Annotated in this window: 15 protein-coding genes; 11 read left to right on the top strand and 4 right to left on the bottom strand. The window is 70.6% G+C overall.

Annotated elements, in window-relative coordinates:
- Positions 1-45: 45 nt before the first annotated feature.
- Positions 46-918, bottom strand: coding sequence for a cytochrome c oxidase subunit II (gene coxB, locus V3T34_RS26325; RefSeq protein WP_236013047.1), 873 nt, complete (start codon positions 916-918; stop codon positions 46-48).
- Positions 919-1246: 328 nt separating this feature from the next.
- Here coxB and V3T34_RS26320 point away from each other — a divergent pair, with 328 nt between their 5' ends.
- The 9 genes from V3T34_RS26320 (at position 1247) to V3T34_RS26280 (ending at position 10244) form a co-directional block, all read left to right on the top strand.
- A complete protein-coding gene (locus V3T34_RS26320) occupies positions 1247-2155 on the top strand; it encodes a LysR family transcriptional regulator (protein ID WP_060850039.1) in 909 nt (302 codons plus the stop codon).
- A 247-nt stretch (positions 2156-2402) separates the two neighbouring features.
- Positions 2403-2876 carry a formate dehydrogenase subunit gamma gene (locus tag V3T34_RS26315; protein ID WP_305078536.1) on the top strand — a complete coding sequence of 158 codons (474 nt, stop codon included), beginning with the start codon at positions 2403-2405 and terminating at the stop codon, positions 2874-2876.
- Positions 2873-4435, top strand: a complete 1563-nt coding sequence (locus tag V3T34_RS26310) for a formate dehydrogenase beta subunit (RefSeq protein WP_091887708.1) — start codon at positions 2873-2875, stop codon at positions 4433-4435. The genes V3T34_RS26315 and V3T34_RS26310 overlap by 4 nt, the downstream gene beginning before the upstream one ends.
- An 11-nt stretch (positions 4436-4446) precedes the next feature.
- Complete coding sequence (gene fdhF, locus V3T34_RS26305; protein WP_305078535.1) at positions 4447-7308, top strand: formate dehydrogenase subunit alpha; 2862 nt, start codon at positions 4447-4449, stop codon at positions 7306-7308.
- The gene (gene fdhD, locus V3T34_RS26300) at positions 7295-8116 is read left to right on the top strand and encodes a formate dehydrogenase accessory sulfurtransferase FdhD (protein ID WP_305078534.1); all 822 of its coding nucleotides are present in this window, start codon (positions 7295-7297) and stop codon (positions 8114-8116) included. Before fdhF ends, fdhD begins: the two co-directional genes overlap by 14 nt.
- Positions 8117-8126: 10 nt before the next feature.
- The gene (locus V3T34_RS26295) at positions 8127-8417 is read left to right on the top strand and encodes a formate dehydrogenase subunit delta (RefSeq protein ID WP_060850044.1); all 291 of its coding nucleotides are present in this window, start codon (positions 8127-8129) and stop codon (positions 8415-8417) included.
- Between the two features lie 159 nt (positions 8418-8576).
- Positions 8577-8819, top strand: coding sequence for a hypothetical protein (locus V3T34_RS26290; protein ID WP_305078533.1), 243 nt, complete (start codon positions 8577-8579; stop codon positions 8817-8819).
- A gap of 162 nt (positions 8820-8981) precedes the next feature.
- Entirely contained in the window at positions 8982-9815 is an 834-nt protein-coding gene (gene cysE, locus V3T34_RS26285) for a serine O-acetyltransferase (protein WP_060850046.1), read from the top strand.
- Positions 9816-10046: 231 nt separating this feature from the next.
- Positions 10047-10244 carry a DUF3126 family protein gene (locus V3T34_RS26280; protein ID WP_210344710.1) on the top strand — a complete coding sequence of 66 codons (198 nt, stop codon included), beginning with the start codon at positions 10047-10049 and terminating at the stop codon, positions 10242-10244.
- Positions 10245-10273: 29 nt separating this feature from the next.
- On the opposite strand, the gene V3T34_RS26275 is transcribed toward V3T34_RS26280, so the two are convergent.
- The gene (locus V3T34_RS26275) at positions 10274-10858 is read right to left on the bottom strand and encodes a hypothetical protein (RefSeq protein WP_305078532.1); all 585 of its coding nucleotides are present in this window, start codon (positions 10856-10858) and stop codon (positions 10274-10276) included.
- Between the two features lie 414 nt (positions 10859-11272).
- Here V3T34_RS26275 and V3T34_RS26270 point away from each other — a divergent pair, with 414 nt between their 5' ends.
- Positions 11273-11602 carry a DUF6949 family protein gene (locus V3T34_RS26270; RefSeq protein ID WP_060850048.1) on the top strand — a complete coding sequence of 110 codons (330 nt, stop codon included), beginning with the start codon at positions 11273-11275 and terminating at the stop codon, positions 11600-11602.
- An 80-nt stretch (positions 11603-11682) separates the two neighbouring features.
- Positions 11683-12423: a tetratricopeptide repeat protein gene (locus V3T34_RS26265; protein WP_305078531.1), complete on the top strand. Its 741-nt coding sequence runs from the start codon at positions 11683-11685 to the stop codon at positions 12421-12423.
- Positions 12424-12442: 19 nt separating this feature from the next.
- On the opposite strand, the gene V3T34_RS26260 is transcribed toward V3T34_RS26265, so the two are convergent.
- Both V3T34_RS26260 and V3T34_RS26255 read right to left on the bottom strand, forming a co-directional pair.
- Positions 12443-13147 carry a transglutaminase-like cysteine peptidase gene (locus V3T34_RS26260; RefSeq protein ID WP_060850050.1) on the bottom strand — a complete coding sequence of 235 codons (705 nt, stop codon included), beginning with the start codon at positions 13145-13147 and terminating at the stop codon, positions 12443-12445.
- A 147-nt stretch (positions 13148-13294) separates the two neighbouring features.
- Positions 13295-13656 (bottom strand): transglutaminase-like cysteine peptidase (locus V3T34_RS26255; RefSeq protein WP_305078530.1); only part of this gene is annotated, 362 nt, incomplete at its 5' end.

Here is a 13656-nt window from a genome sequence, read left to right as displayed (position 1 = left end):
CCCGCGTCATGAGGTCGGCGCGCGTCGGCCGCGCGCCCGCGGCGCCTAGCGGTTGGCGTCCGCGAACTTGGCGCCGCCGTCGGTGCGGGCGAACTTGGTCTTGGCCTCGGCGGTCCAGGCCTGGAAGGCCTGGTCGCTCACCACCTTCACGGTGATCGGCATGTAGGCGTGGCGCTGGCCGCACAGCTCGGAGCACTGGCCGTGATAGGTGCCCTCGCGGTCGGCCTTGAACCAGAACTGGTTGAGGCGGCCCGGGACGGCGTCGATCTTGAAGCCGAAGGACGGCATCGCCCAGGAATGCATCACGTCGGCGGCGGTGACCTGGATCTTCACGATCTTGTTCACCGGCACGACCATCTCGTTGTCGGTCGCGAGCAGCTTGGGCTGGCCGGACTTCACCTGGTCGTCGCCCTCCAGCAGGTTGGCGTCGAACTTGAAGCCGCCGACATCCTCCGGGTACTCGTAGGACCAGTACCAGGCGTGGCCGATGACCTTGACCATCAGGTCGGCCTTCGGGTCGGAGAGCTGCGTGCGCAGCACCCGGAACGACGGGATCGCGATCGCCACCAGGATCAGCACCGGGACGATCGTCCAGGCGACCTCGAGCATCGTGTTGTGGGTGGTGCGCGACGGGGTCGGGTTCTTCTTCTCGTTGAACTTGACCACCACCGCGATCAGCAGCGCGAGCACGAACAGGACGACGGCGAGCATGATCCAGTTCAGGAGGTGGTGGAAATTGTAGATTTCCGTCGCCACCTCGGTCACCGGCCGCTGCAGGTCCATCTGCCACGGCACCGGCTGGCCGGTCCCGGCCGCCTCGGCGGCCGCCGCGGACCCGAGGAGCCCGGTCGCCGCCAGCGCCGCGGCGCGTCCCCCGAAGCTCCGGACCGTCGCCGGCCGTATCTGCGCCCTCGCCATCCCCATGGTGCCCTCGATGCTCCCCAACAGGCTGTCTGCCGGCAACGGCTGCCCGCGGGGCGGAGCGCCGTCCTCGCTTCGGCCGCGCGATGCCGGCCCGCTGCCCTGCGGCCGGAAACCGGCCGAGACCCGGTTGCCGTCTCTCACCACAATGCCGCCGCAAGCGCAACGGCGTTGGCGTCGCATCGGCGCCGGGAATTCGCGTGTCGGCACTGGACATTCGTCGTGATGCTCGAATGATTCCGCAAAAGCGTGCGCGATCCCGCCGCGCCCGTCCGGACCCGCTCCCGTACCCTGCCGGCACGCCCGACCGAATTGCGATTCTTCGATGATCGATCGTCTCGAGTTCATCCTGGCGCTCGCGCGCGAGCAGCATTTCGGCCGCGCCGCCCAGGCCTGCGGGGTGTCGCAGCAGACCCTGTCGGCGGGGGTCAAGCAGCTCGAGGAGCGCCTGGGTGTGCTTCTCGTGCAACGCGGCTCGCGGTTCCAGGGCTTCACGCCGGAGGGCGAGCGGGTGCTCGACTGGGCGCGGCGCATCGTCGGCGATGCCCGCGCCATGCGCCAGGAGGTGGCCGCGCTCCGCCGCGGCCTCTCGGGCACGCTCAGGATGGCGGCCGTGCCGACCGCGACCCCGATGGTCGCGGCCCTGACCACCCCGTTCCGCGCCCGCCACCCGGCGGTGCGCTTCTCGGTGCAGTCCTCGACCTCGCACGAGATCGTCCGGCAGATCGCCAACCTAGAGCTCGATGCCGGCCTCACCTACATCGAGGACGAGCCGCTGGGGCGGGTGACGGCGCTGCCGCTCTACCGCGAGCATTACCGGCTGCTCACCGCGGCCGACGGGATCTATGGCGGGCGCGCCAGCGTGACCTGGGCCGAGGTCGGGCGCATCCCGCTCTGCCTGCTCACCCCGGCGATGCAGAACCGCCGCATCATCGACCGCCACCTGCGCGCCGCCGGCGCCGAGCCCGCGCCGCTGCTCGAGTCGAACTCGATGATCGTGCTCGTCACCCACGTGCGCACCGCCAAGTGGGCGAGCATCATGCCGGCGGCGCTGGCCGAGACCTTCCGGCTCACCGAGCGGGTCCGCGCCGTGCCGATCACCGATCCCGACGTGAGCCACACGATCGGCCTCGTCGTGCCCGAGCGCGATCCGATGACCCCGCTGATCGCCGCGTTCCTCGCCGAGGCGCGGGCGATCGCCCCGGAGCTGGCCGCCGAGGTGGCCGCCCTGTAAGGTCTTCGGCGGGCGTCCCATACGATGTCGCCAACTCCCGAAAAAAGGCCCTGTCTGTCAGTGGCTTGAGTGTCGCGGCACCGATCCTTGGCTGCGCCCCCTGGCCGCGCGTTCGCTCAATGAAAATGCGTCGCCGCGCGCGGTTTCGACAAAAATTCGTTGTCGCATCACCGAACCGCGCGATTGATTCCGCCACCACCGGTGGTCAGGTTGGAGATTAGAACGACAACGATCTGGGCTGGAAACCATGCCGGGATACGAACCCTGGGACGCCGACCGGGCGACCGGGATCATCGCCGAACACGCCCACCGCGAGGGCGCGACCCTGCCGATCCTGCACGCGCTCCAGGAGACGTTCGGCTACGTCGACGGCGCGGCGGTCCCGCTGATCGCCGAGGCGCTGAACCTGTCGCGGGCCGAGGTCCACGGCTGCATCACCTTCTACCACGACTTCCGCAGCGCGCCGGCCGGCCGCCACACCGTCAAGCTGTGCCGGGCCGAGGCCTGCCAGGCGATGGGGGCCGACGCCCTGCATGACGACATCCTGCGCCGCTACGACGTCGCGTGGCACGGCACTACCCGGGACGGGCAGGTGACGGTCGAGCCGGTCTTCTGCCTCGGGCTCTGCGCCTGCGGACCGGCGGCGCTGGTCGACGGCGAGCCGGTCGGCCGGCTCGACCTCGACGCCCTGGCGGGCGTCCTGACGGAGCGGGCGGCATGAGCATCACCCTCTATCTGCCCAAGGACGCCGCCAGCCTCGCGCTCGGCGCCGACCGCGTCGCCGGGGCGCTCCAGCGCTCGGCGCAGGCCCGCGGCCTCGACGTGACGCTGGTCCGCACCGGCTCGCGCGGCATGCTGTGGCTCGAGCCGATGCTCGAGGTCGAGACGCCGGAGGGGCGCATCGCCTACGGCCCGGTGCGGCCCGGCGACGTCGAATCCCTGCTCGATGCCGGCCTGGTGCAGGGCGGGGCCCATCGCCTGCGCATCGGCCGGCCGGAGGACCAGCCCTATTTCGCCCGCCAGCAGCGCCTGACCTTCGGCCGCTGCGGCGTGATCGATCCGGCCTCGGTCGAGGCCTACCGGGCCCATGGCGGCTATCGCGGCCTGGAAGCCGCACTGAAGGCCGGTCCGGCCGGCACCGTCGAGGCGGTGAAGGCCTCGGGCCTGCGCGGCCGCGGCGGCGCCGGCTTCCCGACCGGCATCAAGTGGAACACGGTGATGCTGGCGCAAGCGCCGCAGAAATACGTGGTCTGCAACGCCGACGAGGGCGATTCCGGCACCTTCGCCGACCGGATGCTGATGGAGGGCGATCCGCTCACGCTGATCGAGGGCATGACGATCGCGGCCGTCGCGGTCGGCGCCACCCGCGGCTACATCTACTGCCGATCGGAATATCCCCACGCCTTCGCGGCGCTGGAGACCGCCATCGCGGCGGCCGAGCGCGCCGGCTATCTCGGCGCCGACGTGATGGGCTCGGGTCACGCCTTCCACCTCGAAGCGCGGCTCGGGGCCGGCGCCTATATCTGCGGCGAGGAGACCTCGCTGCTCGAGAGCCTGGAGGGCAAGCGCGGGCTCGTGCGGGCCAAGCCCCCGATCCCCGCGCTCAAGGGCCTGTTCGGCCAGCCGACGCTCGTCAACAACGTGCTGTCCTTCGCCGCCGTCCCGTGGATCCTGGAGCATGGCGGTCCCGCTTATGCCGCCTACGGCATGGGCCGCTCGCTCGGTACCCTGCCGATCCAGCTCGCCGGCAACGTGAAGCGCGGCGGATTGATCGAGACCGCCTTCGGGCTGACGCTCCGCGAGGTGATCGAGGAGTTCGGCGGCGGGACCGCGTCCGGCCGGCCGCTGCGCGCCGTGCAGGTCGGCGGGCCGCTCGGGGCCTATTTCCCGGAAAGCCTCCTCGACACGCCGCTCGACTACGAGGCCTTCGCGGCGAAGAAGGGCCTTCTCGGCCATGGCGGCATCGTGGTGTTCGACGACACCGTGGACCTCGCGCGCCAGGCCCGCTTCGCCTTCGAGTTCTGCGCCGCCGAGTCGTGCGGCAAGTGCACGCCCTGCCGGATCGGCGCGGTGCGTGGGCTGGAGACGATCGACAAGGTGATCGCCGGCGAGTCGCCCCGCGAAAACCTCGCCCTCGTCACCGACCTCTGCGAGGTCATGACCGACGGTTCGCTCTGCGCCATGGGCGGGCTCACGCCCGTCCCGGTGATGAGCGCACTCACCCATTTCCCGGAAGATTTTTCCGGCCGCGGCGCCAAGCTGCCGCTGGCTGCCGAGTGAGGACGCGTCCGATGGCCCTCATCAAGGAAATCGACTACGGCACCCCGATCCGCGTCTCCGACCAGTCGGTGACGCTGACGATCGACGGCCAGAGCGTGACGGTGCCTGCCGGCACCTCGGTGATGGCGGCGGCGATGCATGCCGGGACGCAGATCCCGAAGCTCTGCGCCACCGACTCGCTCGAGCCCTTCGGCTCCTGCCGCCTCTGTCTCGTCGAGATCGACGGGCGGCGCGGCACCCCGGCCTCCTGCACGACGCCCGCCGAGAGCGGCATGGTGGTGCACACCCAGAGCGACAAGCTCGCGCGGCTGCGCAAGGGGGTGATGGAGCTCTACATCTCCGACCACCCGCTCGACTGCCTGACCTGCTCGGCCAACGGCGATTGCGAGCTCCAGACCCAGGCCGGCACGGTGGGCCTGCGCGAGGTGCGCTACGGCTACGACGGCGCCAACCACGTCTCGAAGAATTCCGAGCTGTATCTCCCGAAGGACGAGTCGAACCCGTACTTCGCCTACGATCCGTCGAAGTGCATCGTCTGCAACCGCTGCGTCCGGGCCTGCGAGGAGGTGCAGGGCACCTTCGCGCTCACCATCGCCGGGCGCGGCTTCGATTCGCGGGTGGCGGCCGGGCCGACCGACTTCTTCAACTCCGAATGCGTGTCCTGCGGCGCCTGCGTGCAGGCCTGCCCGACGGCGACGCTGCAGGAGAAGTCCGTCATCGCGATGGGCCAGCCCGAGCACGCGAAGGTCACGACCTGCGCCTATTGCGGCGTCGGCTGCTCGTTCAAGGCCGAGATGCAGGGCGACCGTATCGTGCGCATGGTGCCCTACAAGGACGGCAAGGCCAACGAGGGCCATTCCTGCGTCAAGGGCCGCTTCGCCTACGGCTACGCCACGCACAAGGACCGCATCACCAAGCCGATGGTGCGCGAGCGTATCACCGATCCCTGGCGCGAGGTGTCCTGGGAAGAAGCGATCCAGCACGCGGCCTCCGCGTTCAAGCGCATCCAGGCCCAGTACGGGCGTGATTCGGTCGGCGGCATCACCTCGTCGCGCTGCACCAACGAGGAGGCCTACCTCGTCCAGAAGCTGGTGCGTGCGGCGTTCGGCAACAACAATGTCGATACCTGTGCCCGGGTCTGCCACTCGCCGACCGGCTACGGCCTGATGTCGACGCTCGGCACCTCGGCCGGCACCCAGGACTTCAAGTCGGTCGAGGATGCCGACGTGATCCTGGTGATCGGCGCCAACCCGACCGACGGCCACCCGGTCTTCGGCTCGCGGATGAAGAAGCGCCTGCGCCAGGGCGCCAAGCTCATCGTCGCCGATCCGCGCCGGATCGACCTCGTCAAGTCGCCCCACATCAAGGCGACCCATCACCTGCCGGTGAAGCCGGGCTCCAACGTCGCTCTCGTCAACGCGCTGGCCCACGTCGTCGTCACCGAGGGGCTGATCGACGAGGCCTATGTCCGCGAGCGCTGCGACCTCAAGGACTTCGAGATCTGGGCTCGCTTCATCGCCGACGAGCGCCACGCGCCGGAAGCGGTGCAGGAGCTGACCGGCTGCGACCCGGCCGAGGTGCGGGCGGCCGCCCGGCTCTACGCCAAGGGCGGCGCGGCGGCGATCTATTACGGGCTCGGCGTCACCGAGCACAGCCAGGGCTCGACCATGGTGATGGGCATGGCGAACCTCGCCATGGCCACCGGCAACATCGGCAAGCCGGGCGCCGGCGTGAACCCGCTGCGGGGCCAGAACAACGTCCAGGGCTCCTGCGACATGGGCTCGTTCCCCCACGAGCTCACCGGCTACCGCCACGTCTCGGACGACGCCACCCGCGAGACCTTCGAGGCCCTGTGGGGCGCCGAGCTGTCGCCGAATCCGGGCCTGCGCATCACCAACATGCTGGACGAGGCCGTCGCCGGCACGTTCAAGGGCCTCTACATCCAGGGCGAGGACATCGCCCAGTCCGACCCCGACACGCACCACGTCACCGCCGGCCTCAGGGCGATGGAATGCATCGTCGTCCAGGACCTGTTCCTGAACGAGACGGCGAAATACGCCCACGTCTTCCTGCCGGGCGCCTCGTTCCTGGAGAAGGACGGCACCTTCACCAACGCGGAGCGGCGGATCAGCCGGGTGCGCCAGGTGATGGCGCCGATGGGCGGCTACGGCGACTGGGAGGGCACGGTGCTCCTCGCCAACGCGCTCGGCTACCGGATGGACTACACGCATCCCTCGCAGATCATGGACGAGATCGCGTCGCTCACCCCGAGCTTCGCCGGCGTGTCCTACGCCAAGCTGGAAGAGCTCGGCTCGATCCAGTGGCCCTGCAACGACAAGGCGCCGCAGGGCACGCCGATGATGCACGTGGACCGCTTCGTGCGGGGCCTCGGCCGGTTCATGCTCACCGAGTTCGTGGCCTCCGACGAGCGCACGACGCGCAAGTTCCCGCTCATCCTCACCACCGGCCGCATCCTGTCGCAGTACAATGTCGGGGCGCAGACCCGGCGCACCGCGAACTCGCTGTGGCACCCCGAGGACGTGCTGGAGATCCACCCCTTCGACGCGGAGAGCCGCGGCATCGTCGACGGCGACCTCATCAGCCTCGAGAGCCGATCGGGCGACATCGCGCTGAAGGCCCGGGTCACGGAGCGGATGCAGCCCGGCGTGGTCTACACCACGTTCCACCATGCCAAGACCGGCGCCAACGTCATCACCACCGATTATTCGGACTGGGCCACCAATTGCCCGGAATACAAGGTGACGGCGGTGCAGGTGCGGCGTACGAACCGGCCCTCCGATTGGCAGGCCCGGTTCTATGAGGAAGACATCTCCCTCACCCGCATCGCCCAAACCCTCGATGCCGCCGAGTAGCGGCGTCGCGACGAGCGCACCCGTCCCGACCCGCGTCGTCGCCTACGGGCGCGGCGAGGAGCGGGACGGGGAGCGCCCGCTCGCCGTCGAGATGCCGGTGAACGTGATCTACGGCGATGTGCCCTACGCCGTCATGATGACGACGCCGGCCGATCTCGAGGACTTCGCCTACGGTTTCAGCCTCACCGAGGGCATCGTGGCGCAGGCCGACGAGATCCGCGGCGCCGCGGTCGAGGAAGGCGAGGGGGGCCTGCGCCTCGTCGTCGACCTCGCCCCCGGGCGGCTGCGCGAGCATCTCGCCCGCAAGCGGGCGCTGTCGGGCCGCACCGGCTGCGGCGTCTGCGGCATCGACGACCTCAAGGACATTCCCCGCTCCGAGCGACGCGCGGCGAACGGCGTCACGGTCTCTCTGTCGGCGGTCGAGCGGGCGCTCCAGGCCCTCGACGACCTCCAGGTGCTCGGCCGCGAGACCCGGGCGGTCCACGCCGCCGCATGGGCCGACCGCGACGGCGCCGTCCTCGCGGTGCGCGAGGATGTCGGGCGGCACAACGCCCTCGACAAGCTGATCGGGGCGCTCCTGCGGGCGGGCACCGATCCGGCCGTGGGCTTCCTCGTCATCACCAGCCGCTGCTCGTTCGAGATGGTCGAGAAGGCGGCGAGCTTCGGCGCCGCGATCCTGGTGGCGATCTCGGCCCCGACCTCGCTCGCCGTCGAGCGCGCCGCGCTCCACGGCCTCACCCTGGCGGCGATCGCCCGCCACGACACCGTCACCCTGTTCACCGCTCCCGAGCGCCTGACGAAAGCGTGAGTGTTCATCGATGAGTGCCGCCGATCCCGCAGAAAAGCTCGTCCGCATGGCGAACCAGATCGCCGCCTTCTTCCGATCCTACCCGGAGGACGAGGCGGTGGCGGGAATCCACAAGCACATCGTGGCGTTCTGGACCCCGCGCATGCGCGAGCAGCTCGTCACCTATTGCGCGGACGGCGACCACGGCCTCGATCCGCTGGCGCTGACCGCCCTGGAGGTCACCCCGAAGGCTCGCAGCCCGATCCCGGACGCGGTGACGGATCCGCACGAGCAGGGCCTGGGGGCGAGCGACGCGGGCTGAGGCGGGGCGCGACCGCCCGTGGACGAGGACGCCGCGGCGGTCGCCCCGTGCGCCGGAGCACATCGCGAAGCGGCGGGATCCTGAAGTTTCGTCGGAGCGGCTATCCGGGCAGCCAGGCGCATCGACACGCGTCCCGCCCGCCGACGAGGGAGACCGACGATGCTCCATGTGGTCCCGGACCGGGCCGGCGCGCGCGCCGTTCCCCTCGCCGACGATGCGCCCTGGCGGGGCGACCTCGCGACGCTCGACGCCCTGCTGCAGGCCTCGCGCGGCAGCAGTCCGAGCCGCGACGCGATCGCGGCCCTGATCGAGTCGGAGGCCCCTGGTGCCGTCCCGGCCGCCGCCCGGGCGCGGATCGCGGAACGGCTCGCCGCCCTCCTCGACGGCGATTCCACGCACTGATCCGCAAGGGCCGACTGTCGCGCGACGCGGGGCGCGCCTTGCGTCGCAGGGGGTTGATGGACCGATCCGGCCGCTCCAGGCTATCTTTGGAGAAGATCGTCGCGCATCGGAGCGGCGCGCGCGGGAAACCGTCGCCCCCTCCGGCAGCCGTGGAGAAGTCCGTTGTCGTCCAGCCCCGCCGTCCCCGCCGCAGATCCGATCGCCGGTACCGTCGACCCGGTCTGGCGGCGGCTGCGCCAGGAGGCCGAGACGGTGATGCGCGACGAGCCGCGCCTCGCCTCGTTCCTGTTCGCCAGCGTGCTCAATCACGCCACCCTCGAATCGGCGGTGGCCCACCGGGTCGCCTCGCGGCTCGGCCACCCTGCGCTCACCGCCGACCTGATCGCCCAGAGCTTCGGCGAGGCGGTGGCGGACGATCCGACGATCGGCCAGGCGTTCCGGGCCGATATCGGCGCGGTGATCGACCGCGACCCGGCCGCCGGCCGGGCGATCGAGCCGGTCCTGTACTTCAAGGGCTTCCACGCCATCCAGGCCCACCGCCTGAGCCACTGGCTCTGGACCCGCGGCCGGCGCGACCTCGCGCTCTACCTCCAGAGCCGGTCCTCCGAGGTCTTCCAGACCGACATCCACCCGGCGGCGCGGATCGGCCGCGGCATCTTCCTCGACCACGCCACCGGCCTCGTCGTCGGCTCGACGGCGGTGATCGAGGACGAGGTCTCGATGCTGCACGACGTGACGCTCGGCGGCACCGGCAAGCAGGGCGGCGACCGGCACCCGAAGATCCGCCAGGGCGTGATGATTGGCGCCGGCGCCAAGATCCTCGGCAACATCGAGGTCGGCGCCAGGGCCCGGGTCGCCGCCGGATCGGTGGTGCTCCAGGCGGTGCCGCCCTGCACCACCGTGGTGGGCGTGCCCGCCCGCGTCGTCGGCTCGGCCGGCTGCTCCGATCCGGCCCGAGCGATGGACCAGTTCATCCACCTGATGGACGGGATCTGACCGGGGCATCGCCGCGCCGCCTTGCCCGCCCGGCCCCGGCGTGGCAAGGCGGGGCTCAACCGCCCCCGGACCGCCCCGCGGCACGCCCGGCGGGGAGGGGGCGTTGTCGTGTCCCGAGCCCGGCCCGCGGCTCGGGATCCTCGATCGAGACGGAACGCAGCCGCGCCGGATCGCTCCGGGCGCGGACGCCGACTGCAAGCAGCTGAAGAGGCCAGCGTGAACAAGACCGAGATGACGAAGGTCGAAGGCTACCTTCGCCGGACCTTTGCGAACCACAACATCCGTCTCGTCGCCCGTCCCAAGAAGACGGATTCGGCCGAGGTCTATATCGGCGAGGAATTCGTCGGGGTCCTGTCGGTGGACGATGAGGACGGGGACCGCTCGTTTAACTTCTCGATGGCGATCCTCGACACCGACCTCGACGAGTAGTCGTCCTACGAGCAATCCCCGACGGCTGCTCAGGGCTCGGAGCCGAACAACCGCTCAAGCCCGGCGAGGCCGGCGCTCCAGGCCGGCAGCCGTTCGGGCGAGAAGCGCAGGCGCAGGCTCAGCGCGCCGATCCGCACCTCGCTGAGGCAGGCAGCCTCCGGCTCGGGACTCGGGCCGGTGGTGCAGCGGGCCGCGAACCGGCCGCCCTCGCCCTCGGCGAGGTATAGGTCTTCGCCCTCGAACGGCGTTCCGGCGCGGAAGCGCCGGCGCATCAGGCCCTCGGGCAGGGGCTGCGCCTCGGCGGTGAGAAAGCGGGCGTAGCGCCGGGCCGGGCTCAGCGGGGACTCGGTCTCGGGCGCGCGTGTCGCCGTGACCCGCATCAGGCCGGGCAGGGCGCTGCCGGTCAGCTCGCTCCACGGAATCGCCAGGTCGATGCGGCCGCCGTCAGTCCCGGCGGCGGGCCGCACGAACCACGCCGCCGGCAGCACGACCGGCCGCGGCGCGAGCGTGCCGACGACCACCGGGCCGGCGGGCTTCGGCGGCCGGGCGAGCCAGGTCGCCGCGAGTCCCGTAAGGGCGAGGGCGCCGAGGAGACCGAGGGCGCCTCCCAGCATAAACCGCCGGTCGAGCGGGACGAGGAGCGGCGGGGCGGCCCGAGGCGATCCGCGCCCGGATACCCGCAAGCGTCCCGGGCGCACGATATCCTGGTCAAGTCTTGTCCGATCAAGTCCCGCCCGGTCCAGTCCCGCCGGGGCGCTCAGTGCCGACCGCATGGCGCCCGCCTCCGCATTCGTTCGAGTCCCTGCCCCCGAGAGGGGGCATCCGCGAACGTTCGGCTTGCGTCCTTAACGGCCCCTTACCGCCGGGGCCGGCTAGCCCCGATTTTTGCGCATCACGAGCGCGATGTCGGAGCAAGTCCCGCAGCGGCACATGGCGAAGAGATCTGTGGATAACTGAATATTAACCATAACCAAAAATCGCGACTGGCGCAGGGTGGGACGAATGCGCCGCCGGGGATTTAACGATCAATGAACCTTTCGCCCTCTGCCCTCGAGAACCTCCAGACGCTGGTGCTCGGCCTCGCTTTCGCGGGCCTGCTGGCGAGCGCCTTCGAATGGGCGACGGCGCGCCGGGCGAGCTTCGGGCTCCTGGCGAAGGGCGGGCTCGTGGCGTTGGCCTCGCTGCCGCTCATCGCCTTCGGGGCACCGTTCATCATCCTGCGCAACACCGTGCGCGGCCGGCGGATCGAGGGGCGCCCGATCCCGTTCGTGATGCTGGCGACGATGCTGGCCTGCGGCTGGAGCCTGGTCTCGGGCCGGGTCGTGCTCGACCTCGCCCACTTGTTCGCGGGCGCCTGACGATCGGCCGGGGATCGACCTATTGACCCTAGGGAAGGTCGCTCTTTATTCGTCCGCAGACCTCGTCAGGGATGCGCACGATGCCGATCGCCGTCCTCGCCCTGTGCTTCACCGTCGGTCTTGCGGTGCACGCCGCCAAGACCGGGCGGTTCTCGCCCTGGGGCTGGATCATCATCATGCTGCCGCCTCTGGGCGGCGTCGCCTATCTCCTCGTCGAGGTGCTGCCGGAACTCCTCGGCTCACCGCGCGGGCAGAGGACGCAGCGCGCCATCGCGCAGCGCGTGAACCCGGAGAAGACCTACCGGGTCCTGCGTGACCGGCTCATCGATGCCGACACCGTCGTTAACCGGGCGCGCCTGGCCGAGGAATGCGCCGTCCTCGGCAAGTGGCAGGAGGCCTGGGAGCAGTACGACGAGATCGTCCGGCGCCCGAACGGCGACGAGCCTGTCTTTCATCTCGGCCTCGTCGAGGCCGACCTGGAGCTCGGTCGGCCCGACGCGGCGCTGGCGGGGCTCGAGGCGCTGAAGGCGCGGGAGCCCGATCTCGCGAGCGCCCGTGGGCACATGGCCTACGCCCGGGCGCTCGCGGCGCTCGGCCGGACCGACGAGGCGCTCGATGCCTTCGAGGCGATCTCGCAACACCGTCACAGCTACGAGGCCCGGGCCCGGCTCGCGGCGCTGATGGCCGATACGGGACGCATCGAGGAAGGCCGTCGCACCGCGCAGGAGATCCTGGATCGCCTGCGTCGCGCGCCCGCCCATATCCGCAAGATCCAGGCGGGCTGGGGCCGGGTCGCCGAGGATGTGCTGCGTCGGAGCTGACGGCGCGGAGCAGGACGCCTTATCGGTTCGCGGTGGTGATCGGAGAGGCGATCCCGTTCAGCGCCACCCAGGCGAGGCCGTCCTGGCCCTCTCGCTTCACGTAGGTGTAGCCGGTGCGCTGCCAGGGCAGGATCGCGTTGGTCTTGTTGTCGAGGATGTAGTCGCCCCGGTCGGTGCGGACCATCAGGACGGCGTGGCCCTCGCCGATCTCGTCGATGACCACGGTCATGCGCAGGGCCCGGCGGGCGAGGCCGCGCTCGACCAGCATGCGGCGCTTGAGAAGCTGATAATCCTCGCAATCGCCCATGCCGTCGTCGGGGAAGTCCCAGCGGTCGACCACGCCCCAATGGTCCTGGTCGATCACCGGGCGGATGCGGCCGTTGACGCGGCGGTTGACGGCCGTGAGCGTGCGCCACAGGGCCGGTGTCATCGTCAGCGTCGTCGGCTCCTTGAGGTCGACGGCGCATTCCGCCGGATAGCGGGCGCAGAAGTCGTTCCAGGCACTGACGGGCTTGGCCGAACCGCCGCGCTCGATCGCCGCGCTGGCATCCGGCAGGGCCGCGAGGGTCTGCGTCTGCCCCTGGGTGGTTGCACCGCCGACCAGCAGCAGAGCGCCGAGAAGTCCCAGCTGCGCCGCACGGGCGCCGCGCATCAGGAGGCCCTGGCGGTCGATCCGAAAATCGACGTGGCTCGCCCGGCCCAGGCCGTCCATCACTGCCCGCATTGCCCCATCGCTTCGTTGAGCTTGGTTCTTGCATCCAAGCTGCCACGGGGCCGGGCGGGGCTCAACCGAAAAATTTAAACCCTGGTAAACGGTCTCGCCGCACTTTGGTTCCAATTCGAGACGCAGATTTTTCGGTGATTCGCCGGCTCAGCGGTTCGCGGTGACGGTCGGGGCGGTGGCGCCGCCGAGGGACACCCAGGCGGTGGCGTCCTGGGATTCGCGCTTGATGTAGGTGTAGCCGGTCCTGTGCCAGGGGAGCACGGCACTGGTCTTGTTGTCGAGGACGAAGTCGCCGCGGTCGGTGCGCAGCATCAGTACGGCGTGGCCCTCGCCCTTCTCGTCGATGACGACGGTCATCCGCATCGCCCGGCGGGGCAGGCCGGCCTGGGCCAGCAGCTTGCGCTTGAGGAGCTGGAAGTCCTCGCAATCGCCCGAGCCGTCCTCGGCGAGGTCCCAGCGGTCCGGCACGCCCCAGTGCTCCTGGTCGGTGACGGCGCGCAAGCTGGTGT

Source organism: Methylobacterium ajmalii, from assembly GCF_036448855.1.
Lineage (GTDB): Bacteria > Pseudomonadota > Alphaproteobacteria > Rhizobiales > Beijerinckiaceae > Methylobacterium > Methylobacterium ajmalii.
Note: the sequence above shows the minus strand (reverse complement) of the source record. Positions and strands in the feature narration are given on the sequence as shown.